Genomic DNA, 21,262 nt, shown 5'->3' on the forward strand with positions numbered 1-21,262 from the left:
CCGGTCCTCCGTTCCGAAACCGGCGGCCGGATGCGGACCCGTCCGAGGGCCGAACTTTGTTGGAACCGGAAAGGAACCAATTGCGCGAACAGCCGTTTATTTGGCCGGGCTGAGCGAGGCATGTTCCATTTTCTTGGGCCGCAAGGTTGCCGCTTGATTTGGAATTTGGCTGACGTTCTATTTCGGATGCTGCGTTTTGACCGGATTCGGTGGCGCAACCTGCGGGGGGAGTTGAGAATGAGCGACCTTGATCCCGGACCTTCACGATCCGGCCGTCGCATCCCGAAACGAACCACCAACGGCACATCAGAGCCCGATTCCCGGCAGGAATTGCTGCTCGCGCTGCAAGCCATGCGCAGCGGCGATTTTTCCGTGCGGATGAGCGGCGACTATCTCGGCATCGACGGCAAGATCGCCGACACTTTTAATGAAATCATCGCCGCCAACCAGCGCATGGCGCAGCAGCTCGAGCTGGTCGGGCAAGTGGTGGGACGCGAAGGCAAGACCCGCCAGCGCGTGAAATTCGGTCTCGCCAGCGGCTCCTGGGCCGACATGGAAGGCTCGGTCAATACGCTGATCGATGACCTGTTGTGGCCGACGCGCGAGGTGACGCGTGCGGTCGCCGCGGTCGCGCAAGGCGACCTGCTCCAGACCGTCAAGCTCGACGTCGACGGCCGCCCCCTGCGCGGCGAATTCTTGCAGTCGGCGACCATCGTCAACACCATGATCAAGCAGCTCGGCGTGTTCACCTCCGAGGTGACGCGCGTCGCGCGCGAGGTCGGCACCGAAGGCAAGCTCGGCGGCCAGGCCCAAGTGCCGGAAGTGACCGGCGTCTGGAAGGACCTGACCGAGAGCGTCAACTCGATGGCGAACAACCTGACCGACCAGGTTCGCAACATCGCCGAGGTGACGATCGCGGTTGCCAACGGCGACTTGTCCAAGAAGATCACCGTCGACGTCCGCGGCGAGATCCTTCAGCTCAAGGAAGCCATCAACACGATGGTGGACCAGCTGCGCTCCTTCGCCTCCGAAGTGACGCGCGTCGCCCGCGAGGTCGGCACTGACGGCAAGCTCGGCGGCCAGGCGATCGTACCCGGCGTCGCCGGCACCTGGAAGGACCTCACCGACTCCGTGAACGCGATGTGCGGCAACCTGACCGCACAGGTGCGCAACATCGCCAACGTCACCACGGCCGTGGCGCGCGGCGACTTGTCCCGCAAGATCACCGTCGACGTGCGAGGCGAAATCCTGGAGCTGAAGGACACCATCAACACCATGGTGGACCAGCTCAACTCGTTTGCGTCGGAAGTGACGCGCGTCGCCCGCGAGGTCGGCACCGAAGGCAAGCTCGGCGGCCAGGCCCAGGTGCCGGGCGTCGCCGGCACCTGGAAGGACCTCACCGACAACGTCAACTTCATGGCGTCGAACCTGACCGCGCAGGTCCGCAACATCGCCGACGTCGCGACCGCAATCGCGGGCGGCGACCTCTCCAAGAAGATCACAGTGAACGTGTCGGGCGAGATCCTTCAGCTGAAGGAAACGCTCAACACGATGGTCGACCAGCTCAACGCCTTCGCCGGCGAAGTGACGCGCGTCGCCCGCGAGGTCGGCACCGAGGGACGGCTCGGCGGTCAGGCCAACGTGCTCGGCGTCGCCGGCACCTGGAAGGACCTCACCGAGAGCGTCAATTCGATGGCCTCGAACCTGACCGCACAGGTCCGCAACATCGCCGAGGTGACGACCGCGGTCGCCGGCGGCGACTTGTCGAAGAAGATCACAGTGACCGTACGCGGCGAGATTCTGGAGCTGAAGGACACCATCAACACCATGGTGGACCAGCTCAACGCCTTCGCCGGCGAAGTGACGCGCGTCGCCCGCGAGGTCGGCACCGAAGGCAAGCTCGGTGGCCAGGCGCAGGTGCGTGGCGTCGCCGGTACCTGGAAAGACTTGACCGACTCGGTCAACTCGATGGCCTCCAACCTGACCGGCCAGGTCCGCAACATCGCCGAAGTCGCTACCGCCGTTGCCAAGGGCGACCTGTCCAAGAAGATCACGGTGAACGTGTCGGGCGAAATCCTTCAGCTGAAGGAAACGCTCAACACCATGGTGGATCAGCTCAACGCCTTCGCCGGCGAAGTGACGCGCGTCGCCCGCGAGGTCGGCACCGAAGGTAAGCTCGGCGGTCAGGCCGAAGTGCCCGGCGTCGCCGGCACCTGGAAGGATCTCACCGACAGCGTGAACTCGATGGCGGGCAACCTCACGGCCCAGGTCCGCAACATCTCCGAGGTCGCAACCGCCATCGCCGGCGGCGACCTGTCTCGCAAGATTACCGTCGACGTGCGCGGCGAGATCCTTCAGCTCAAGGACACGCTGAACACGATGGTCGACCAGCTCAACCGCTTTGCGGGCGAGGTGACGCGCGTGGCGCGCGAGGTCGGCACCGAAGGTCGTCTCGGCGGCCAGGCCAACGTGCCCGGCGTCGCCGGCACCTGGAAGGACCTCACCGACAGCGTGAACTCGATGGCGGGCAACCTCACCGCCCAGGTCCGCAACATCGCCGAAGTGACCACCGCCGTGGCGCGCGGCGACTTGTCGCGCAAGATTACCGTCGACGTACGCGGTGAAATCCTCGAGCTGAAGAACACCATCAACACCATGGTGGACCAGCTCAACGGCTTCGCCGGCGAGGTGACGCGCGTCGCCCGTGAGGTCGGCACCGAAGGCAAGCTCGGCGGCCAGGCCGAGGTGCCCGGCGTCGCCGGCACCTGGAAGGACCTTACCGACAACGTCAACTTCATGGCCTCGAACCTTACGGCGCAGGTCCGCAACATCGCCGAGGTCGCGACCGCCATCGCCGGCGGCGACCTCTCCAAGAAAATCACCGTGGACGTGCGTGGCGAGATCCTTCTCTTGAAGGACACCCTGAACACCATGGTCGAGCAGCTCCGCTCCTTCGCCGCCGAAGTGACGCGCGTGGCGCGCGAGGTCGGCACCGAAGGCCGGCTCGGCGGTCAGGCCGTGGTGCCCGGCGTCGGCGGCACCTGGAAAGACCTCACCGACAACGTCAACCTGCTGGCTGCGAATCTCACCACACAGGTCCGCAACATCGCGGAGGTCACCACCGCCGTGGCGCGCGGCGACCTGTCGCGAAAAATTACCGTCGACGTGAAGGGCGAAATCCTCGAGCTGAAAAACACCATCAACACCATGGTGGACCAGCTCAACGCCTTCGCCGGCGAAGTCACGCGCGTCGCCCGCGAGGTCGGCACCGAGGGCAAGCTCGGCGGCCAAGCGCAGGTGCCGGGTGTCGCAGGCACCTGGAAGGACCTCACCGACACCGTGAACTTCATGGCGGCGAACCTGACCGAGCAGGTGCGCGGCATCGTCAAGGTCGTCACTGCGGTCGCCAACGGCGATCTCAAGCAGAATCTCACCGTGAAATCGAAGGGCGAGGTCGCAGCGCTCGGCGACACCATCAACAACATGACCGAGACGCTCGCGACCTTCGCCGACCAGGTGACGTCGGTGGCGCGCGAGGTCGGCGTCGAGGGCCGCCTCGGCGGTCAGGCCAACGTGCCCGGCGCCGCCGGCACCTGGAAGGATCTCACCGGCAACGTCAACCTGCTCGCGGCCAACCTCACCTCGCAGGTGCGCGCGATCGCGGAAGTGGCGACCGCCGTGACCAAGGGCGACCTGACGCGTTCGATCCAGGTCGACGCCCGCGGCGAGGTCGCGGAGCTGAAAGACAACATCAACACGATGATCACGAACCTCCGTCTCACGACGGACGTGAACACCGAGCAGGACTGGCTCAAGACCAACCTCGCCAAATTCACCAACATGCTCCAGGGCCAGCGCGATCTGGCCACCGTCGGCCGCCTCCTCTTGACCGAGCTGTCGCCGCTGGTGAACGCCCATACCGGCGTGATCTACCAGGTCGAGAACGAGGACAATCCGCAGCTCCTGCTGCTCGCCTCCTACGCCAGCGACGGCGTTTACCCGTATCAACGCGTACTGCAATTCGGCGAAGGCCTGATCGGCCAGTGCGGGCTCGACAAGCGGCAGCGCGTGGTCGCGGACATTCCGTCCGACGTGGTACAGATCAACTCGGCGCTGTTCCGCGTCGCGCCGAAGAACCTCGTCGTCCTGCCAATTCTGTTCGAAGGTCAGGTCAAGGCCGTCATCGAGCTCGCCTCGCTCGCCTCGTTCACGACCTCGCAGATGACGTTCCTGGAGCAGCTCACCGACTCCATCGGCATCGTGCTCAACTCGATCGAGGCGACGATGCAGACCGAAGGCCTGCTCAAGCAGTCGCAGCAGCTCGCCGGCGAGCTTCAGACCCAGCAGCGCGAGTTGCAGCAGACCAACGACCAGCTCGAGCAGAAGGCGCAGCAGCTCGCCGAGCGCAACGTCGAGGTCGAGCGCAAGAACCAGGAAATCGAGCAGGCCCGCCGCGCGCTGGAGGAAAAGGCGACCGAGCTCGCGCTGACCTCGAAGTACAAGTCCGAGTTCCTCGCCAATATGAGCCACGAGCTGCGCACGCCGCTGAACTCGATCCTGATCCTCGGCCAGCAGCTCACCGACAATCCGGACGGCAACCTCTCGCCCAAGCAGGTCGAGTTCGCCCGCACCATCCACGGCGCCGGCACCGACCTGCTCAACCTCATCAGCGACATCCTCGATCTCTCCAAGATCGAGTCCGGCACAGTGACGGTCGACGCCGAGGAGATCCTGACCTCGAACCTGCTCGAGACCGTCGGGCGGCCGTTCCGCCACGAGGCGGAGAACCGCAACCTGTCGTTCAACATCGACGTCGATCCGAACCTCGCGCGCAGCATCGTCACCGATTCCAAGCGCCTGCAGCAGGTCTTGAAGAACCTGCTCTCCAACGCCTTCAAGTTCACCGCAGAAGGTGGCGTGCGGATGAAGGTCGAGGGCGCACTCGGCGGCTGGAGCACGGATCATCCCGTGCTGAACACAGCGCCGGCCGTGATCGCCTTCGAGGTGACCGACACCGGCATCGGCATTCCTCCGGAGAAGCAGAAGCTGATCTTCGAGGCGTTCCAGCAGGCGGACGCCGGCACCAGCCGCAAATATGGCGGCACCGGTCTCGGCCTTGCGATCAGCCGCGAACTTGCCAGCCTGCTCGGCGGCGAGATCCACCTGCGCAGCGCGCCCGGCAAGGGCTCGACCTTCACGCTCTATCTGCCCCTGAAATATTCCGGCCCGACGCTCGCGCCGCGCGCCGCGCCCGCGCCGCAGCAATACAGCCAGCCGCCGGCATTGCAGCCGGCCGCGCCCGAGCAGCAGCGCGTCATCGAGCAGTTGCCCGACGACCGGCTCAACCTCGAGCCCGGCGATACTATTCTCCTGATCGTCGAGGACGATCCGCATTATGCGCGGGTGCTGGTCGACCTCGCCCGCGACAAGGGCTTCAAGGTGCTGGTCGCCGCCCGCGGCGCCGAAGCGCTCGAGCTCGCAAAGCAGTATCAGCCGACGGCCGTCTCGCTCGACGTGTTCCTGCCCGACATGCTCGGCTGGACGGTACTGAGCCAGCTCAAGCACAATCCGCTGACGCGCCACATTCCCGTGCAGATCATCACGCTCGACGAAGACCGCCAGCATGCGCTCGCCCGCGGCGCCTTCTCGTTCGTCAACAAGCCGACGACGACCGAGGGCGTCTCCGCCGCGCTGACGCAGATCAAGGAATATGCAAGGCCGCGGCGCAAGCGGCTCCTGATCGTCGAGGACAACGAGGCCGAACAGCTCTCAATCCGGGAGCTCCTGCATCACGACGACATCGAGATCGTCGCGACCGACACCGGCGCCGGCGCACTCTCGACTCTGCGCCAGCAGCCCTGCGATTGCGTGGTGCTGGACCTGCGCCTGCCCGACATGAGCGGCTTCGAGGTGCTGGACCAGATCCGCAACGACGAGATGCTGTCGAACATCCCCGTGGTGGTGTTCACCGGCCGCGAGCTCTCGGCCGAGGAGGATGCCGAGCTTCACACCATGGCGCGCAGCATCGTGGTCAAGGGCGTGGAGTCGCCGGAACGCCTGCTCGACGAAACCGCGCTGTTCCTGCATCGCGTGATCACGGAACTTCCGACCGAGAAACAGCGGATGCTCGAGAAGCTGAACAGTTCCGACGAGGATCTGATCGGCAAGACCGCGCTGCTCGTCGACGACGATGCACGCAACATCTTCGCGCTGTCGAGCGTGCTGGAACGGCGCGGCATGAAGGTGCTGACCGCAACCACCGGCCGTGAGGCGGTGGCGCTGGTCGAGTCCAATCCGGAGATCGCGATCGTGCTGATGGACATCATGATGCCGCAGATGGATGGGTATCAGACCATCGGCGTGATCCGGGAGAACCCGGCCTTTGCGCGCCTGCCGATCATCGCGCTCACTGCGAAGGCGATGAAGGGCGACCGGGAGAAATGTCTGGAAGCGGGCGCGTCCGACTATCTCGCCAAACCCGTCAACACCGATCAGTTGCTGCTTGCGATCCGCATGTGGCTGCATCGCTGAGTGGGATCCGCGAATGGACCACGAAAAGGTCAATATCCTCCTTGTCGACGACCAGCCGGCCAAGCTGCTTGCCTATGAGGTGATCCTGAAGGATCTCGGTGAGAACCTGGTGATCGCCTCGTCGGGGCGCGATGCGCTGGAGGTCCTGCTGAAGACCGAGATCGCGGTGATCCTGGTCGACGTTTGCATGCCCGAGCTCGACGGTTTCGAGCTTGCCGCCATGATCCGGGAACATCCGCGCTTCCAGAAGACCGCGATGATCTTCATCTCGGCGATCCAGGTCTCCGACATCGACCGGTTGCGCGGCTATGAGATGGGCGCGGTCGACTACGTGCCGGTGCCGGTCGTGCCGGAGGTGCTGCGCGCGAAGATCAAGGTGTTTGCCGAGCTTTACCGCAAGACGCGCGAGCTCGAACGGTTGAACCAGGAACTCGAGGACCGGGTTCGCGCCCGCACGGCCGAGCTGGAGAATTCCACGGCAAAGCTGCGCGAGAGCGAGGAGCGGCGCAGCATGGCGATCGCCGCCGGCAAGATGGGATCCTGGGACTGGGACTGGATCAACGGCGACTGGATGTGGGATGAAGGCCAATACCGCATCTTCGGCGTGACGCCAGAAACGTTCAGCGTCAGCTCGGCGAACATCCAGGCCTTGCTGCACCCTGACGACGTCGACCAGTTCCGAGCGGCGATCGCAGCATTCAATACCGGCGCGCGGGCCTATGAGGGTGAGTTCCGCATCAGCCGGCCCGACGGCGAGGTGCGTTGGTGCGTCGGCACTGCGGCCGCGACGGTGGACCCAAGCGGCCGCGTGGTTCGGGTGAGCGGCGTCACCGTCGACATCACCGAACGCAAGCGCGCCGAGGAACGGCAGAATCTGCTGGCGCGGGAGGTCGATCATCGCGCCAAGAATGCGCTGGCGCTGGCGCAATCGATCGTCCGCCTCACCCGCGCCGACAGCGTCAAGACCTACGTCAACGCGGTCGAGGGGCGCATCAACGCGCTGGCGCGCGTCCACACCATTCTGTCGCTGTCGAGCTGGCAGGGCGCCGAGCTCTCCAAGCTGATCGAGGAGGAACTCGCGCCCTATTCGCTCGGCGGTCAGATCAGACTCGCCGGTCCCGAGGTTCAGCTTGCGCCGGCGACGGCTCAGACGCTTGCGCTGGCGCTGCACGAGCTCTTCACCAATTCGGCGAAATATGGCGCGCTCTCGACGCGTGCAGGACGGCTCACGATCGGCTGGCAGACCGAAAACGACGTCCTCTCCTTGAGCTGGGAGGAATCCGGCGGCCCGCTAGTCAGAACGCCGAAATCTCGCGGCTTCGGCACGAGGAGCCTGCTCGCCAGCATCGAATCCCAGCTCGGCGGGCAGGCGAAGTTCGATTGGCGTGCGGAAGGCCTGCTGTGTCGATTGGAAGTGCCGCTGACGCGGAAGGCCACGACGTCGACCTCACCCGCCAAATTCGAGGCGGCCTCCTCCGGCGAGCTTCAGCGCGCGTCGGGTTAGCGCGAAGCCGCCGTCCTCATTTGCTGCACCGGACGCGGTTCGTCGGCGACTCGTCCCTCCAGCCATGCTTCGGTTTGAGCGAGATCGCGCAACGCCTTTGCATAACGCCTGGCCGCGCGCCGCTCCGCGCCACGCGGCAGGTTGCGCGCCTTGCGCAGCATTTCGGCCGCCGCGTTGCGATAGGCCAGCGAGCGATAAAGAAAGACGACCTTTCCCATGATCACATGTCCCTTTTCCTTCTCCGCGGCATCCTCGCAGGCCCGGCATGAACGTCGGATGAAGCCCGGCGTGACAATTCGTTCATGCGCGGGGAACCCGAAGGTCATCAACCGCGTTTCCATGCTGTTCATGGGGCGGTTCCATGCGTACACAGAAAAAGCCGTCCGGCCTGATCTCCCGCACCGGTATCATCAAGGTGATGACGCATGCGATGATGGGCGCTGCGCTGGGACTGCTCTTCGGCCTGATCCTCACATTGGTGAACCCGGCAGTCGCCACCCTGCTCAATAACGGCGGAAGTCCGGCGATTTTCGTCTTCGTGGTCACGCTGGTGACGACATTTGCGATCGGCGCCGCTTTGACGGGCGCCGTATTCATCCTCGCCGAGGACAAGGAATTTTGAAGCGCGTGCGAGGTCCGCAACGCGCTTTGTTCGGAACTCCTGCCGGGAGACGCGGTTGGCTGCCTGCGTCAATCTAACTCAGGGAGTTCCCGCACATGAAGACGACCAAGCTCGCTCTCGCCATGATGTTGGCAATCGGCGTCGCCGCCGCGCCCTTCGCCGCGCAGGCCAAATCGCATAAAGCGAAACATCAATCATCGACGACGTCATCGCAGACGACGGGAGCCAACACGAAATCCAGCGGACCCGCAAACCCATCGAGCCAAGGCAATGCCGGCCCCGGAACGAACCAAGGCGGCAGCATGAGCAAATAGGCGGTACACGCCTCATGCAAAGGCCTCGCGATCGCGGGGCCTTTCTCGATCTGATATTCGAGCGACACTCGTTTTAGGGCCACATCGTCGGTGCGCGGCACAGCGCATCGCACCCGGCCCGCTTCAAATCCTCGACCGAGCAATCATCCCGTCGCGCGGCTTCGCGCAATCTCGCGGCAACGCGCTCGCGGGTCGCTGTCTCGGACGCGGGAACGTCGGCACAGACTTCATCAAGAACCTTGTGCAGCAAGGCGGTCATGTCGGCATCCGACATCGGCGAACTCCGGCGTGTCGCATTGCGCGCACGCTTTAGCTGCGTCGGATGTCAGTGATGTTAAGCCGGTCGCCGCTCGGGTGCCTTGACGAGCTGCTCGAGTTGCGCCCGCTTGCGCGAGATCAGGAGCTGTGCCGCCGCATGATCCAGGCCCTCGCGCCGCAATTGGCGGATGGCGGAGCCCAGTTCGAGGATCTCGGCGCGCAATTTCAGAATCCGGTACGTATCCGGGTCTTCGTCCACGGCGCGCCTCCGAAAGTCTTTAGCAGCGCGCGATGGGGCGCGCCGGTTTGCCGTCCTTCTTCGCGGGGCGAAGACGCATCCGATCGGCGATATCAGGCAGCACATCGCCGCCGCCCGCCGCCTTCCATTCGCCGATCAAGAGGTTGATCTTCCGCCGCAGTCCCATCTGCTCGAGCGCACGTCCGGTGCAGTCGCGGTCGCGATTGAGGAGGTCGCGAACGGACGCCTCGACGTCGGCCATCTCAAGCCTCAAGGCACTGATTTTGCGTCGAATTTCATTAATTCTGTTGTCCATGGCTTGTTAGAACAAAATAAGAACATATAGTCAAGTCACGATTTCAGGATGGAGCACCGACATGCAACTTCAAGGTAAATACGATGCCAAGGTCTTGCTCGCAGAGCAGATGACGCGCGCGCAAGGGCTCAAGCTGAAGCGGCTGAGCGAAGAAGCCTACCAGCCCGCGCAATATGCGCGCGACCTGTCCTTCACCGAAGCGGCACAGCGCATCCAGGCGCTGGAGGCGGAGATCGAGCTGGCGAATTCCTTCTAGACAGCTTGCCGTCGTCGCCGCCTCGCGCGGGCCTTCGGAACCATGCCTGTCGCGAACGGTTCTCCATCGGCCGACGGAGAACATGCATGGCACGGAAAGCAAAGAAACGGCGCTATTCGCGCAGCTCCGGCAAAGACGTCGAAAGCGAGATGCGGCGCTACAAGAAGGGCACCGCGAAGAGCGGCCGCGGCGGTCGTGGCGGACGCGTGAAGAGCCGCAAGCAGGCAATCGCGATCGGACTGTCGAAGGCACGCAAGAAGGGCAAGAAGGTACCGAAGAAGAAGGCCACGAAGAAGGCGTCGAAGAAGCGAAAGTCATCGAAGAAGAAGCGCTAACGCTACGACGAGATTCGGCAAGGCGCGCAGGCGGGGCGCGCCTTGCCGAAGATCGACAATCACTCAGATCGTGTTCTCAGATCATGCTGCCCGGCATGAAGCAGCGAATCGAGATACCGAAGGCAGTCTTGACCGGCCACACCATGGTGCGGCCGGCAAGGTTTGGTTCGGTGATCACCGCCTCGTCCGGCACCTCGACCCATTGCCCATCGAGCCGCACCCGATAGTGTCCATTGTGCGATTCCCAGTCGGGATCGGCGACGGCGACGCCATCAGCATCCGAGCAACAGGGACCGAGATGGCTGCGCAAGCTGTCGAACCACGGCTTGAGCGGAGAATTGGAGTAGCGGCCGTCGTCACGCCCCAGGGCGCTTCGGCTGTAGAGCACGAACGGCACCACGAGCAGCGCGCTTCTCCGCGAGAGCTTCAATCGATCCATGTCGGCACCGATCAAATGCGAACTCCCGGCCACCGGCCGGGTGGTTGAAGTTCCACTCTTGCAACCGTCGCGGCAGCGCCATTGCCGCCGGGACGCAACTCCCACAAGACTGCCGCGTGAACGCGGCTTTTTCAGACAAACCCGTCACTATTGCTGCCGTTAACGAGAATGTTATCGGCCTCCTTAGTGTATGTCGCAGCGGAGCGTGAAAAAGGCGGCCCGCTGGCCGCCTTTTTGATTTGCGATCGAAGGCGTCCGGGCTCAGGCGAGCGGCACGGCGACGAACCGAGTGGCGTCGGCGCTCTTCACCTGCAGCAGCACGCTGCGCTTGCCGGACGATTTCGCCTGCATCAGCTCCGAGCGGACGTCGCCAGCATTGGTGACCGCCTTGCCGCCGACATTGAGAATGACGTCGCCGGTCTGGATACCGCGCTGCGCAGCCGGACCCTGCGGGTCGACCTCGGTGACGACGACGCCCTTCTGGCCCGCACCCTGCACGTCGCCGGCCGGCGCCAGGCTGAGACCGAGGCGCGGCGTGCCGGCGTCCGGCTGCACCTTGCCCTCGGTGGCCTTGGCCTGCCGCTCATTCGGCAGCTCGCCGAGCGCGACAGTCACCGTCTTGCTCTCACCCTTGTGCCAGACGTCGAGCTTCACCGAGCTGCCCGGCGCCATCGTGCCGATAGTGCGGGCGAGGTCGCGGGAGTCCTTGACCGCAGTGCCGTTGACGGCGGTGATGACGTCGCCCGCCTCGATGCCCGCCTTCGCCGCGGGGCTGCCGTCCTGCGGATTGTCGACGATCGCACCCCTCGCCTCCTTCAGGCCGAGGCTGTCGGCGATATCAGCGTTTACCGGCTGGACCTGCACGCCGAGCCAGCCACGGGTGACCGAGCCCTTGTCCTTCAGCTGGGCAACAACGAGCTTTGCTGTCGCCGCCGGAATGTCGAAACCGATGCCGACCGAGCCGCCGGAGGGCGAGAAGATCGCGGTGTTCACGCCGATCACGTTGCCGTTCATGTCGAACGCCGGACCGCCGGAATTGCCCTTGTTGATCGGCGCGTCGATCTGAATGTAGTCGTCATAGGGACCGTTGCCGATGTCGCGGCCGCTGGCCGAGACGATGCCGGCGGTCACGGTGCCACCGAGGCCGAAGGGATTGCCGACCGCGACCACCCAGTCGCCGATCCGCGGCTTCTGGTCGGAGAATTTGACGAACGCAAAGTCCTTCTTGCCTTCAACCTTGATCAGCGCCAGGTCGGTCTTCGGATCGGTGCCGACCACCTTCGCGGTGTAGATCGTGCCGTCATCCGTCGTCACTTGCACGGATTGGGCATGGTCGACGACGTGGTTGTTGGTCACCGCGTAACCGTCAGCCGAAATGAAGAAGCCGGAGCCCTCGCCCGTAACCATCTGGTGGCGCTGGCGGGGCATACCGTTCATGCCATTGGGCATGTCATTGGGAGAGCGGAAGCCGAACTGCCGCGAGAACTGCTCGAACGGCGAATCCTCGTCGGAATCCATCCGATTCTGCTGCAGCATCGCACTCTTGTCGCTGTCCTGGTCAATCTTCACCCGCACCGAGATCACGGCGGGTTTCACCTTGGACACGAGATCGGCGAAGCCGGGCGGCGTCGCGGTCGTTTCAGCGGCCTGCGCCGGGGCAATGAGAGAAGCCTGGAAGGGAGACGTGCCCGGAGCCGTCGCCAGCACGGCGAGGCCGAGCGCGCCCACGGTGCCAAGCAGCGCGAGCCGGCGTGGCCGGAGAATGGTATGGGGTTTAGTGCCGGAATTGACGGGATCGTTCATGTCGAAATGTCCATGTTGGAAGGTGTCGCCTTGCATCCAACATGGGCGCCGCAACCTTACGACGTCCCGTCCACGCGATTAAATCTTGGCAAAGAATGTGCGGCCGGGGCCGCGGCCGAAATTGCGCGACTCGGTTCGAGATCGGCTCAGTGTGAGCGGTGGTCAGCAAACACCTGCGAGCGGAGCAGCGCAATACCTACGCCGCGCCGGAGACCATGACAGTCCCGGGGAGTGACGTCGTTTTGACGAAAGCAGTGTCCGACTTCATCAGGCCGCAGCCGGAGTTTCCCATTTCGGAGCGGCCGGAGCCTCGTCTGCGGCTTTCGCGTTGCACGCGTCGAAATGAGCTTTCAGCTCGATTTCAGCGAGATGTTCGAAATGCTCGGCCTGACCAAGGAGCTCCCAGGTCTGGAGCGGTCGATAGGCCGCCTGTTGACGACAGAGGGATGCAAGTGCCCGGTAGCGACGTACGTTCTCCATGAGACCCTCCCTCGCGTTCAACTCGGCTTATTGCCTTGATTTGCGTCAGGCCGATGGCGGTTATGCAAAAGATTTTCTGCGGGCCAACTTGCCATCCCGCTCGCCTAACTTGGGTTAATTTCTAGGAAACGCGAGTGGTTCCTGAGCCCGTGGGAACCGACTGCTCGCAGGCTACACGTAGAGACGACGCCCGACATTGACGCCGATCAAATCGAGATCACGCTCGATGAGTTCCGGCCGGCCGATGAGATAGCCCTGCATCTCCTCGCAGGCTTCGCCCGCGAGGAACGCGCGGCGGCGCCACGGCGTATTCGCCGCATGAACCACCCGTTAGTCTACCGGAGTGCCGTCTCGACGGCACGCGCCGGAGGCGCCGAATTTTGTTGCAGGTTGGGAACCCGGCCGGCTTCCGCGGCGAGGCGAATAGCCCCGATGTTGCGGGCATAGTCGGCGCTGTCGTTGCCGCGAAACACCGCCGATCCCGCAACCAGCGTATCGGCGCCCGCAGCGGCAACGGCCGCCGCGTTATCGCGCGTGATGCCGCCATCCACCTCGAGCCGGATCGGCCGACCGCCGATCATGCTGCGAATTCGCCTGATCTTCCCGATCTGGGAATCGAGGAACGATTGCCCGCCGAAGCCGGGATTGACCGTCATCACCAGGATGAGATCGACGCGATCGAGCACATGTTCGATTGCAGTTTCCGGCGTCGCGGGGCACAGGCTGACACCGGCCTTCTTGCCGAGCGCGCCGATCGCCTGCAATGAGCGATCAAGATGCGGACCGGCCTCGGCATGGACCGTGATGATGTCGGCGCCGGCCTTGGCGAAGGCCTCGATATAGGGATCCACCGGCGCAATCATGAGATGGACGTCGAATGTCTTCCGGGTGATGGGCCGGATCGCCTTGATGATGTCAGCGCCGAAGCTGATGTTGGGCACGAAATGCCCGTCCATTACGTCGCAATGGATCCAGTCGGCACCGGCCGCGTCGATTGCGGCGATCTCTTCGCCGAGCTTTGCGAAATTGGCGGCCAGGATTGACGGCGCAATCACGATGTCCCTGGTCATGGCTTTGCACTCCTCGCGTCGGCTGCGGCGCCGCCGTTGAACACACGGCTCGCAAGCACGTCGACGGCGTCGATGGTTTCGAGATCGGCGATGTCGAGCATACGGTCGAGATCAGACACCAGGCGGTCGGCCTGGCGTAGCCGGATGCGGTCGACGGCGTTGCGGATCGAACGCGCATTCGAGAAGAACGGCTGCGTCCGGCGCAACGCGATGTACCTCTCGAGCGCATCACGCGCAGGGCTCGACAGGCGATAGCCGCGCTCCTGCAACATCAACTCCGCGATGAAGAGCAGCTCCGCTTCAGAATAGTCCGGGAATTCGATGTGATGGGCGATGCGCGAGCGAAAGCCGGGATTGGAGGCAAAGAAGCTCGTCATCCGCTCGCCATAGCCGGCAAGGATCACGACGAGGTCCTCGCGCTGGTTCTCCATCACCTGGAGCAGGATCTCGATGGCCTCCTGGCCATAGTCGCGCTCATTGTCGGGTCGGTGCAGATAATAGGCCTCGTCGATGAACAGCACGCCGCCCATCGCCTTCTTCAGGATCTCCTTCGTCTTCGGCGCAGTGTGGCCGATATACTGGCCGACGAGATCGTCACGCGTCACCGAGATCACCTGCCCGCGCCGCACGAAGCCGAGACCGTGCAGGATCTTTGCCATGCGCAACGCGACCGTGGTCTTGCCGGTGCCGGGATTGCCGGTGAACGACATGTGCAGGGTCGGCGGCGCGGAGGCCAGTCCTGCCCGCTGCCGCATGCGCTCGACGAGCAGGAGCGAGGCGATCTGGCGCACCCGGTTCTTGACCGGCTTCAGGCCGATCAGCTCCTGCTCGAGCTGCTGCAGCGTGGAGGTGATCCCGGCCGCTTCGGCCTCCTTGCGCAGGTCGAAGGCGGTCTCCGTGGTGGTCGGGTTCGGTACATCAAGCATCGGCATCTCGAAGAAAAGGGCTTCGCCGCGGGGGAGCGGCGAAGCAGTGGTCCGCCAAGGAAACGGAGCAGGGAGCGCTCCGCGCGGAAACGAAAAGGCTTACGGCGCGGCGTGCTGCGTGGCCTTGCGCACGGTCGTGTAGCGGATCGCACGGCCGTTCACCTCTTGCCGCACCAGCTCGAACTCGGCCTCCTGCTTCGGCCGGTTCACCAGGAACGAGATCCGCACCGATTCCCAGCCATGGCTGGAATCGAAGCCGCTGATGCGGATGTAGCGGTCGCCGTACACCCTGCGGCATTCGGCGAGCTCCATCATCACGCCGGCGGCGTCCTGCAAATCGAACATCGGCAGTCCCCACATCTCCCAATAGGTGTTGCGGGGATGCGGATCGTCGGTGAACTCGATGTTTACCGCCCAGCCATTGGTGAGGCAGTACTGCACCTGCTTGTAGATCTGGTCGTCGGTCAGATCGGGCAGGTACGAAAAACAGCCCTGAGTCAGCTTCATGTCTATTCTCCTCAAGCAGTTTCCAGCGCCGTCGGCACGAAGTCCGGCGTGTCGGTGGATTGATAGTTGAAGGTGACGTCCTTCCAGACATCGAGCGCGGCCTTCAGCGGCGTGCATGTTTGAGCCGCCTTGGCCAGGATCTCCGGACCTTCATGGACGTAGTCGCGGCCCTCGTTGCGCGCGAGGATCATCGCCTCCAGCGCCACGCGGTTGGCGGTCGCGCCGGCCGCAATGCCCATGGGATGGCCGATGGTGCCGCCGCCGAATTGCAGCACGACGTCCTCGCCGAGGAGATCGAGCAGCTGATGCATCTGGCCGGCATGGATGCCGCCGGAGGCGACCGGCATCATCTTGTTCAGGCTCGCCCAGGACTGGTCGAAGAACAGGCCGTGTTCGAGCTTTGTCGGATTGAAGTCCTCGCGGCAGACGTCGTAGTAGCCGCGCGTGGTGTTGGGGTCGCCCTCGAGCTTGCCGACCACGGTGCCGGCATGGATGTGGTCGACGCCGGCGAGCCGCATCCATTTGGCGATGACGCGGAACGACACGCCGTGGCTCTTCTGCCGCGTATAGGTCGAGTGACCGGCGCGATGCAGATGCAGGATCATGTCGTTGCGCCGCGCCCACTTGGCCATGGACTGGATCGCGGTGTAGCCGATCACGAGATCGATCATGACGATGACCGAGCCGAGCTCCTTGGCGAACTCCGCGCGCTCATACATGTCTTCCATCGTCCCCGCGGTGATGTTGAGGTAAGTCCCCTTCACTTCGCCGGAGGCCGCCTGCGCGCGGTTCACCGCCTCCATGCAGTAGAGGAAGCGGTCACGCCAGTGCATGAAGGGCTGCGAGTTGATGTTCTCGTCGTCCTTGGTGAAATCGAGACCACCCGTCAGCGCCTCGTAGACGACGCGGCCGTAATTGCGGCCGGAGAGCCCGAGCTTGGGCTTGACGGTCGCGCCCAGCAGCGGCCGGCCGAACTTGTCGAGCCGCTCGCGCTCGACCACGATGCCGGTCGCAGGCCCCTGGAACGTCTTCACATAGGCGACAGGGAAGCGCATGTCCTCGAGCCGAAGCGCCTTCAGCGGCTTGAAGCCGAAGACGTTGCCGATGATCGACGCCGAGAGATTGGCGATCGAGCCCGGCTCGAACAGATCGAGGTCGTAGGCGATGTAGGCGAAGTAGGAGCCCGGCGAGCCCGGCACCGGATCGACGCGATAGCATTTGGCGCGATACTTCTCGGCCGCCGTCAGGCGGTCGGTCCACACCACCGTCCAGGTCGCGGTCGAGGATTCGCCGGCGACCGCCGCCGAAGCCTCGATCGGATCGACCCCCTCCTGCGGCGTCACGCGGAACAGCGCGATGACGTCGGTGTCCTTCGGCGTGTAGTCGGGCTCCCAATAGCCCATGCGCTTGTATTCCATGACGCCCGAGCGATAGCGCTCTTTGCCGCGGACCGTGCCTGCATGTGCGTTCATGTCTCTCTCCTGTTTCTTCTCTCTGCTCTTTCTGATTGGTCAGGCCGCGACGGGCTCGCGGGCGTCGATGCGTGGATCCAATTCGCCGGCGCGGTACCGCCGCGCCATCTCGCTCATCGGGATCACCTTGATCTTGCTCGCGTGGCCTGCAGTGCCGAACTGCTCGAACCGCTCGCGGCACAACTCGCGCATCGCGTCCATCGCGGGCTTGAGGAATTTGCGCGGATCGAACTCGGAGCGCGTTTGAGCGGCGACCTTGCGGAACACCGCCGTCATGGCCAGCCGGCAGTCGGTATCGATATTGACCTTGCGGACGCCGCTCTTGATGCCGCGGACGATCTCCTCGACAGGCACGCCCCAGGTCTGCGGCATCTCGCCGCCGAACTGGTTGAACATGTCCTGGAGCGGCTGCGGCACCGAGGACGAGCCATGCATAACAAGATGCGTGTTCGGGAGCCGCCGATGGATCTCCTCGACCACCCGCATCGCCAGGATGTCGCCGTCCGGCTTGCGGCTGAACTTGTAGGCGCCGTGCGAGGTGCCCATCGCGATCGCCAGCGCGTCGACTTTCGTCGCGCGGACGAAATCGACCGCCTGGTCGGGATCGGTCAGCAACTGGTCGTGGCTGACCTTGCCTTCGACGCCGTGACCGTCCTCCTGCTCGCCGCCGCCGTGCTCGAGCGAGCCGAGCACGCCGAGCTCGCCTTCGACCGACGCACCGACCCAATGGGCGAGATCGACGACGCGGCCGGTGATCGCGACGTTGTAGTCGTAATCTGCCGCCGTCTTGGCGTCGGCCTTCAGCGAGCCGTCCATCATCACCGAGGTGAAGCCGTGGGCGATGGCGCTGGCGCAGGTCGCCTCGTCATTGCCGTGGTCCTGGTGCATGCAGAGCGGAATGTCCGGATAGGTCCGCTCCAGCGCATCGATCATGTGCGAGAGCATGAGATCGCCGGCATAGCTGCGCGCGCCGCGCGAGGCCTGCATGATCACGGGCGCGTCGACCTCGGCCGCCGCCTGCATGATCGCGATGCCCTGCTCCATGTTGTTGATGTTGAACGCCGGCACCGCGTAGCCGTGGTGCGCTGCGTGGTCGAGCAGTTGTCGAAGGGTAATGCGTGCCAAGGCAGTTCTCCGTTCTCGTCTTCCGTCAGCTCAGATCAGCCGGCCCATCGCAGCGGCGGTGTCCGCCATCCGGTTGGAAAAGCCCCATTCGTTGTCGTACCAGCTCATCACCCGCACCAGATTGCCGTCCATGACCTTGGTCTGGTCGAGATGGACGATGCTGGAGCGCGGATCGTGGTTGAAGTCGGTGGAGACATTGGGCGCGTCGGTGGCGCCGAGGATGTCCTTCAGCCGTCCATTGGCTGCCGCCTGGACCGCGTCGTTGATCTCCTTCGCGCTCGTTGCGCGCCTGGCGACGAACTTGAAATCGACCACCGATACATTCGGCGTCGGCACGCGGATCGCCACGCCGTCGAGCTTGCCCTTCAGCTCGGGCAGCACCAGGCCCACGGCCTTGGCCGCGCCGGTCGAGGTCGGAATCATCGACAGTGCGGCGGCGCGGGCGCGGTAGAGATCCTTGTGGAACGTATCGAGCGTCGGCTGATCGCCAGTGTAGGAGTGGATCGTGGTCATGAAGCCTTTCTCGATGCCGACCGCCTCGTCCAGCACCTGTGCGAGCGGCGCGAGGCAATTGGTCGAGCACGAGGCATTGGAGACCACGATGTGATCGCCGGTCAGCTTGAGATGGTTGACGCCGAACACGACGGTGAGGTCGACCTCGCTCGCCGGCGCCGAGACCAGCACGCGCTTCGCGCCCGCCTGAAGGTGTGCGGCGGCCTTCTCGCGCGAGGTGAACAAGCCGGTGCATTCCAGCACGATATCGACGCCAAGTGCGCGATGCGGCAGTTGCGCGGGATCCTTGATCGCCGTCACCTTGATCGGACCGCCGCCGATATCGATCGTATCGCCGTCGACCCTGACCTCGCCCGGGAAGCGGCCGTGGACGGAGTCGAACCGCAACAGATGCGCGTTGGTCTCCACCGGACCGAGGTCGTTGATCGCGACCACCTCGATGTCGTTGCGGCGGGACTCGGCGATCGCGCGCAGCACGTTGCGGCCGATCCGGCCAAATCCGTTGATGGCGACACGCAAGCTCATGCTTCTTTTCCCTCGTTCCGACGCGCGACCGAGCGCCTGGCCGCCTCTGCAATGCTCTGCGGGGTGATGCCGAATTCGCGGTACAGCACCGGCGCCGGCGCCGAGGCGCCGAAGCTACGCATGCCGATGAACTCGCCGTCGGCACCAAGCCACCGCGCCCAATCGCCCTGCACCGCTGCTTCGATGCCGATGCGCGGCGCGGTGCCGAGGACAGTGGCGCGGTAATCCTCCGGCTGCTCCTCGAACAGCGCGAAGCAGGGCGCCGAGACCACAGCGGCACGGATATGCTCGGTCGCCAGCAGGCGCGCCGCCTCGAGCGCGATCGATACTTCCGACCCGGTCGCGATCAGCGTGACGTCGCGCCCGCCATCCGGCGCGACGACGAGATAGGCGCCGCGCGCGACGCGGTTCCTGCCGCGCGCATCGCTACGGAAGGTCGGCAATGCCTGCCGCGACAGGCACAGCACTGAGGGGCGATTTTCCGCCTCGAGCGCGCAGTCCCAGGCTTCCAGCGTCTCGACCGCGTCGGCCGGGCGGAACACCAACAGGTTCGGAATGACGCGCAGCGCCGCAAGATGCTCGACCGGCTGATGCGTCGGGCCGTCCTCGCCGAGCCCGATGGAGTCATGGGTCATCACATGGATGACGCGCAGCCGCATCAAGGCGGCAAGGCGAATGGCCGGCCGGCTGTAGTCGGAGAAGGCGAGGAACGTGCCGCCATAGGGGATGAAGCCGCCATGCAGCGCAAGCCCGTTCATCGCCGCCGCCATGCCATGCTCGCGAATGCCGAAGTGGATGTAGTCGCCAGCGAACGCGCCGCGCTTGACCAGAGCCTGGCCTTTGGCGTGCGTCAGGTTCGAATGCGTCAGATCCGCCGAGCCGCCGACAAGGCCGGGAATCGTCGCGGCAATGCCGTCGAGCACCTGTTGCGAGGCCTGCCGCGTCGCGATCTTCGGACGCTCGGTGGCAAAGCGCTCGCGCAGTTTCGCCGACGCCTGGGCATAGGCGCTCGGCAGGGCAACCGCCTTGCCCTCGATGAACAATTCGCGCTGCTCGGGCGTCGCGCATTCATAACGATCGAGCCAGGCGAGGCGTGCGACCTGTCCGCGCTGTCCGATCATCCGCCACGCCTTCGCAACGGGGATCGGAACCACGAAGGGCTGATAGTCCCAGCCGAGCGTCCGGCGCGCTGCTGCCGTCTGTTCGGTGCCGAGCGGAGCGCCATGCGCCTTCTCGGTGCCCTGCCGGTCCGGCGCGCCGTAGCCGATGATGGTGCGGCAGGCGATCAGCGACGGCTGTGCAGTCTCGCGCTCTTCGGCGATCGCCTGCGCGATCGCCTCGGGATCGTGCCCGTCGACACGCCGCACCGACCAACCCGAGGCAGCGAAGCGGGCGAGTTGGTCATCCGAGGTCGCAAGCGAGGTCGGACCGTCGATGGAGATGCCGTTGTCGTCGAACAGCACGATCAGGCGGCCAAGCTGGAGATGCCCGGCGAGCGAGATCGCCTCCTGGCTGATGCCCTCCATCAGGCAGCCGTCGCCGGCGATCACGTAAGTGAAGTGATCGACGAGGCCGTCGCCATGCCGCGCATTGGCCATGCGTTCGGCAAGCGCCATTCCGACGGCGGTCGCGATCCCCTGCCCCAGCGGTCCCGTCGTGGTCTCGACGCCCGGCGTGTGACCATATTCGGGATGGCCCGGAGTCTTCGAGCCCCACTGCCGGAACGCCTTGATGTCATCGAGGCTGACATCGCCGCCGGTGAGATGCAGCAATGCATAGAGCAGCATCGAGCCGTGACCCGCCGACAGAACGAAGCGGTCGCGATCCGGCCAATTGGGATGCGCAGAGTCGAATCTGAGGAAACGCGAGAACAGCACGGTTGCGACGTCCGCCATGCCCATGGGCAGACCGGGATGGCCGGACTGCGAGGTTTCGATGGCGTCGACCGCGAGAAAGCGGACGGCATTGGCGAGATCGCTATGCGTGACCGCAGTGAGGTCGGCTTCGGCATGAACCGAGATGTTCATC

21 protein-coding genes are annotated in these 21,262 nt (G+C 64.6%); 6 read left to right on the forward strand and 15 right to left on the reverse strand.

The annotated features are described in order from the left end of the window. Positions 1 to 237: 237 nt before the first annotated feature. The gene (locus K289_RS0123145) at positions 238 to 6,531 is read left to right on the forward strand and encodes a HAMP domain-containing protein (RefSeq protein WP_027553717.1); all 6,294 of its coding nucleotides are present in this window, start codon (positions 238 to 240) and stop codon (positions 6,529 to 6,531) included. A gap of 13 nt (positions 6,532 to 6,544) precedes the next feature. Further along, positions 6,545 to 8,035 carry an HWE histidine kinase domain-containing protein gene (locus K289_RS0123150; protein WP_027553718.1) on the forward strand — a complete coding sequence of 497 codons (1,491 nt, stop codon included), beginning with the start codon at positions 6,545 to 6,547 and terminating at the stop codon, positions 8,033 to 8,035. Here K289_RS0123150 and K289_RS52400 read toward each other — a convergent pair. Continuing rightward, complete coding sequence (locus K289_RS52400; protein WP_245283980.1) at positions 8,032 to 8,385, reverse strand: hypothetical protein; 354 nt, start codon at positions 8,383 to 8,385, stop codon at positions 8,032 to 8,034. The two genes, K289_RS0123150 and K289_RS52400, sit on opposite strands and share 4 nt — an antisense overlap. 11 nt (positions 8,386 to 8,396) lie before the next feature. Here K289_RS52400 and K289_RS0123160 point away from each other — a divergent pair, with 11 nt between their 5' ends. Together K289_RS0123160 and K289_RS0123165 are read left to right on the forward strand one after the other, a co-directional pair. After that, on the forward strand, positions 8,397 to 8,657 hold the full coding sequence (locus K289_RS0123160; RefSeq protein WP_027553720.1) for a hypothetical protein: 261 nt from the start codon (positions 8,397 to 8,399) through the stop codon (positions 8,655 to 8,657). A 95-nt stretch (positions 8,658 to 8,752) separates the two neighbouring features. Beyond that, positions 8,753 to 8,971, forward strand: coding sequence for a hypothetical protein (locus K289_RS0123165; protein ID WP_027553721.1), 219 nt, complete (start codon positions 8,753 to 8,755; stop codon positions 8,969 to 8,971). A 73-nt stretch (positions 8,972 to 9,044) separates the two neighbouring features. Here the strand turns inward: K289_RS0123165 and K289_RS0123170 are convergent, their stop codons facing one another. The 3 genes from K289_RS0123170 to K289_RS0123180 are packed head-to-tail and all read right to left on the reverse strand — an operon-like array spanning position 9,045 to position 9,729. Then, positions 9,045 to 9,245, reverse strand: coding sequence for a hypothetical protein (locus K289_RS0123170; RefSeq protein WP_027553722.1), 201 nt, complete (start codon positions 9,243 to 9,245; stop codon positions 9,045 to 9,047). A 60-nt stretch (positions 9,246 to 9,305) separates the two neighbouring features. Beyond that, complete coding sequence (locus K289_RS0123175) at positions 9,306 to 9,488, reverse strand: hypothetical protein (protein ID WP_027553723.1); 183 nt, start codon at positions 9,486 to 9,488, stop codon at positions 9,306 to 9,308. Between the two features lie 19 nt (positions 9,489 to 9,507). Next, positions 9,508 to 9,729 carry a hypothetical protein gene (locus K289_RS0123180; RefSeq protein WP_027553724.1) on the reverse strand — a complete coding sequence of 74 codons (222 nt, stop codon included), beginning with the start codon at positions 9,727 to 9,729 and terminating at the stop codon, positions 9,508 to 9,510. A 115-nt stretch (positions 9,730 to 9,844) separates the two neighbouring features. On the opposite strand from K289_RS0123180, the gene K289_RS0123185 reads away from it, so the two are divergent. Continuing rightward, the gene (locus K289_RS0123185) at positions 9,845 to 10,039 is read left to right on the forward strand and encodes a DUF3072 domain-containing protein (RefSeq protein WP_027553725.1); all 195 of its coding nucleotides are present in this window, start codon (positions 9,845 to 9,847) and stop codon (positions 10,037 to 10,039) included. Positions 10,040 to 10,125: 86 nt separating this feature from the next. Then, on the forward strand, positions 10,126 to 10,374 hold the full coding sequence (locus K289_RS44925) for a DUF6496 domain-containing protein (RefSeq protein ID WP_035685537.1): 249 nt from the start codon (positions 10,126 to 10,128) through the stop codon (positions 10,372 to 10,374). 76 nt (positions 10,375 to 10,450) lie between these two features. Here the strand turns inward: K289_RS44925 and K289_RS0123195 are convergent, their stop codons facing one another. The 11 genes from K289_RS0123195 to tkt form a co-directional block, all read right to left on the reverse strand. Continuing rightward, positions 10,451 to 10,828, reverse strand: coding sequence for a hypothetical protein (locus K289_RS0123195; RefSeq protein WP_027553726.1), 378 nt, complete (start codon positions 10,826 to 10,828; stop codon positions 10,451 to 10,453). Between the two features lie 246 nt (positions 10,829 to 11,074). Next, positions 11,075 to 12,616 (reverse strand): Do family serine endopeptidase, encoded by a 1,542-nt coding sequence (locus tag K289_RS0123200; RefSeq protein WP_027553727.1) that lies wholly within the window; start codon positions 12,614 to 12,616, stop codon positions 11,075 to 11,077. Positions 12,617 to 12,883: 267 nt separating this feature from the next. Further along, positions 12,884 to 13,096 (reverse strand): hypothetical protein, encoded by a 213-nt coding sequence (locus tag K289_RS48870; protein ID WP_084788693.1) that lies wholly within the window; start codon positions 13,094 to 13,096, stop codon positions 12,884 to 12,886. Positions 13,097 to 13,267: 171 nt separating this feature from the next. Further along, positions 13,268 to 13,423: a hypothetical protein gene (locus K289_RS50645; protein WP_156918138.1), complete on the reverse strand. Its 156-nt coding sequence runs from the start codon at positions 13,421 to 13,423 to the stop codon at positions 13,268 to 13,270. A gap of 8 nt (positions 13,424 to 13,431) precedes the next feature. Continuing rightward, entirely contained in the window at positions 13,432 to 14,166 is a 735-nt protein-coding gene (gene rpe / locus K289_RS0123215; protein ID WP_027553728.1) for a ribulose-phosphate 3-epimerase, read from the reverse strand. Then, the gene (gene cbbX / locus K289_RS0123220) at positions 14,163 to 15,092 is read right to left on the reverse strand and encodes a CbbX protein (protein WP_027553729.1); all 930 of its coding nucleotides are present in this window, start codon (positions 15,090 to 15,092) and stop codon (positions 14,163 to 14,165) included. The genes rpe and cbbX overlap by 4 nt, the downstream gene beginning before the upstream one ends. Positions 15,093 to 15,191: 99 nt before the next feature. Continuing rightward, a complete protein-coding gene (locus K289_RS0123225) occupies positions 15,192 to 15,599 on the reverse strand; it encodes a ribulose bisphosphate carboxylase small subunit (RefSeq protein WP_027553730.1) in 408 nt (135 codons plus the stop codon). Between the two features lie 11 nt (positions 15,600 to 15,610). Then, positions 15,611 to 17,071 (reverse strand): form I ribulose bisphosphate carboxylase large subunit, encoded by a 1,461-nt coding sequence (locus K289_RS0123230; protein ID WP_027553731.1) that lies wholly within the window; start codon positions 17,069 to 17,071, stop codon positions 15,611 to 15,613. A gap of 39 nt (positions 17,072 to 17,110) precedes the next feature. Then, the gene (gene fba / locus K289_RS0123235) at positions 17,111 to 18,196 is read right to left on the reverse strand and encodes a class II fructose-bisphosphate aldolase (protein WP_027553732.1); all 1,086 of its coding nucleotides are present in this window, start codon (positions 18,194 to 18,196) and stop codon (positions 17,111 to 17,113) included. 30 nt (positions 18,197 to 18,226) lie between these two features. Continuing rightward, entirely contained in the window at positions 18,227 to 19,234 is a 1,008-nt protein-coding gene (gene gap / locus K289_RS0123240; protein ID WP_027553733.1) for a type I glyceraldehyde-3-phosphate dehydrogenase, read from the reverse strand. Further along, positions 19,231 to 21,261, reverse strand: a complete 2,031-nt coding sequence (gene tkt, locus K289_RS0123245) for a transketolase (protein WP_027553734.1) — start codon at positions 21,259 to 21,261, stop codon at positions 19,231 to 19,233. The genes gap and tkt overlap by 4 nt, the downstream gene beginning before the upstream one ends. Between the last annotated feature and the right edge of the window lies 1 nt (position 21,262).

Origin of the sequence: Bradyrhizobium sp. Cp5.3 (assembly GCF_000426265.1) — a bacterium.
GTDB classification, from domain to species: domain Bacteria; phylum Pseudomonadota; class Alphaproteobacteria; order Rhizobiales; family Xanthobacteraceae; genus Bradyrhizobium; species Bradyrhizobium neotropicale.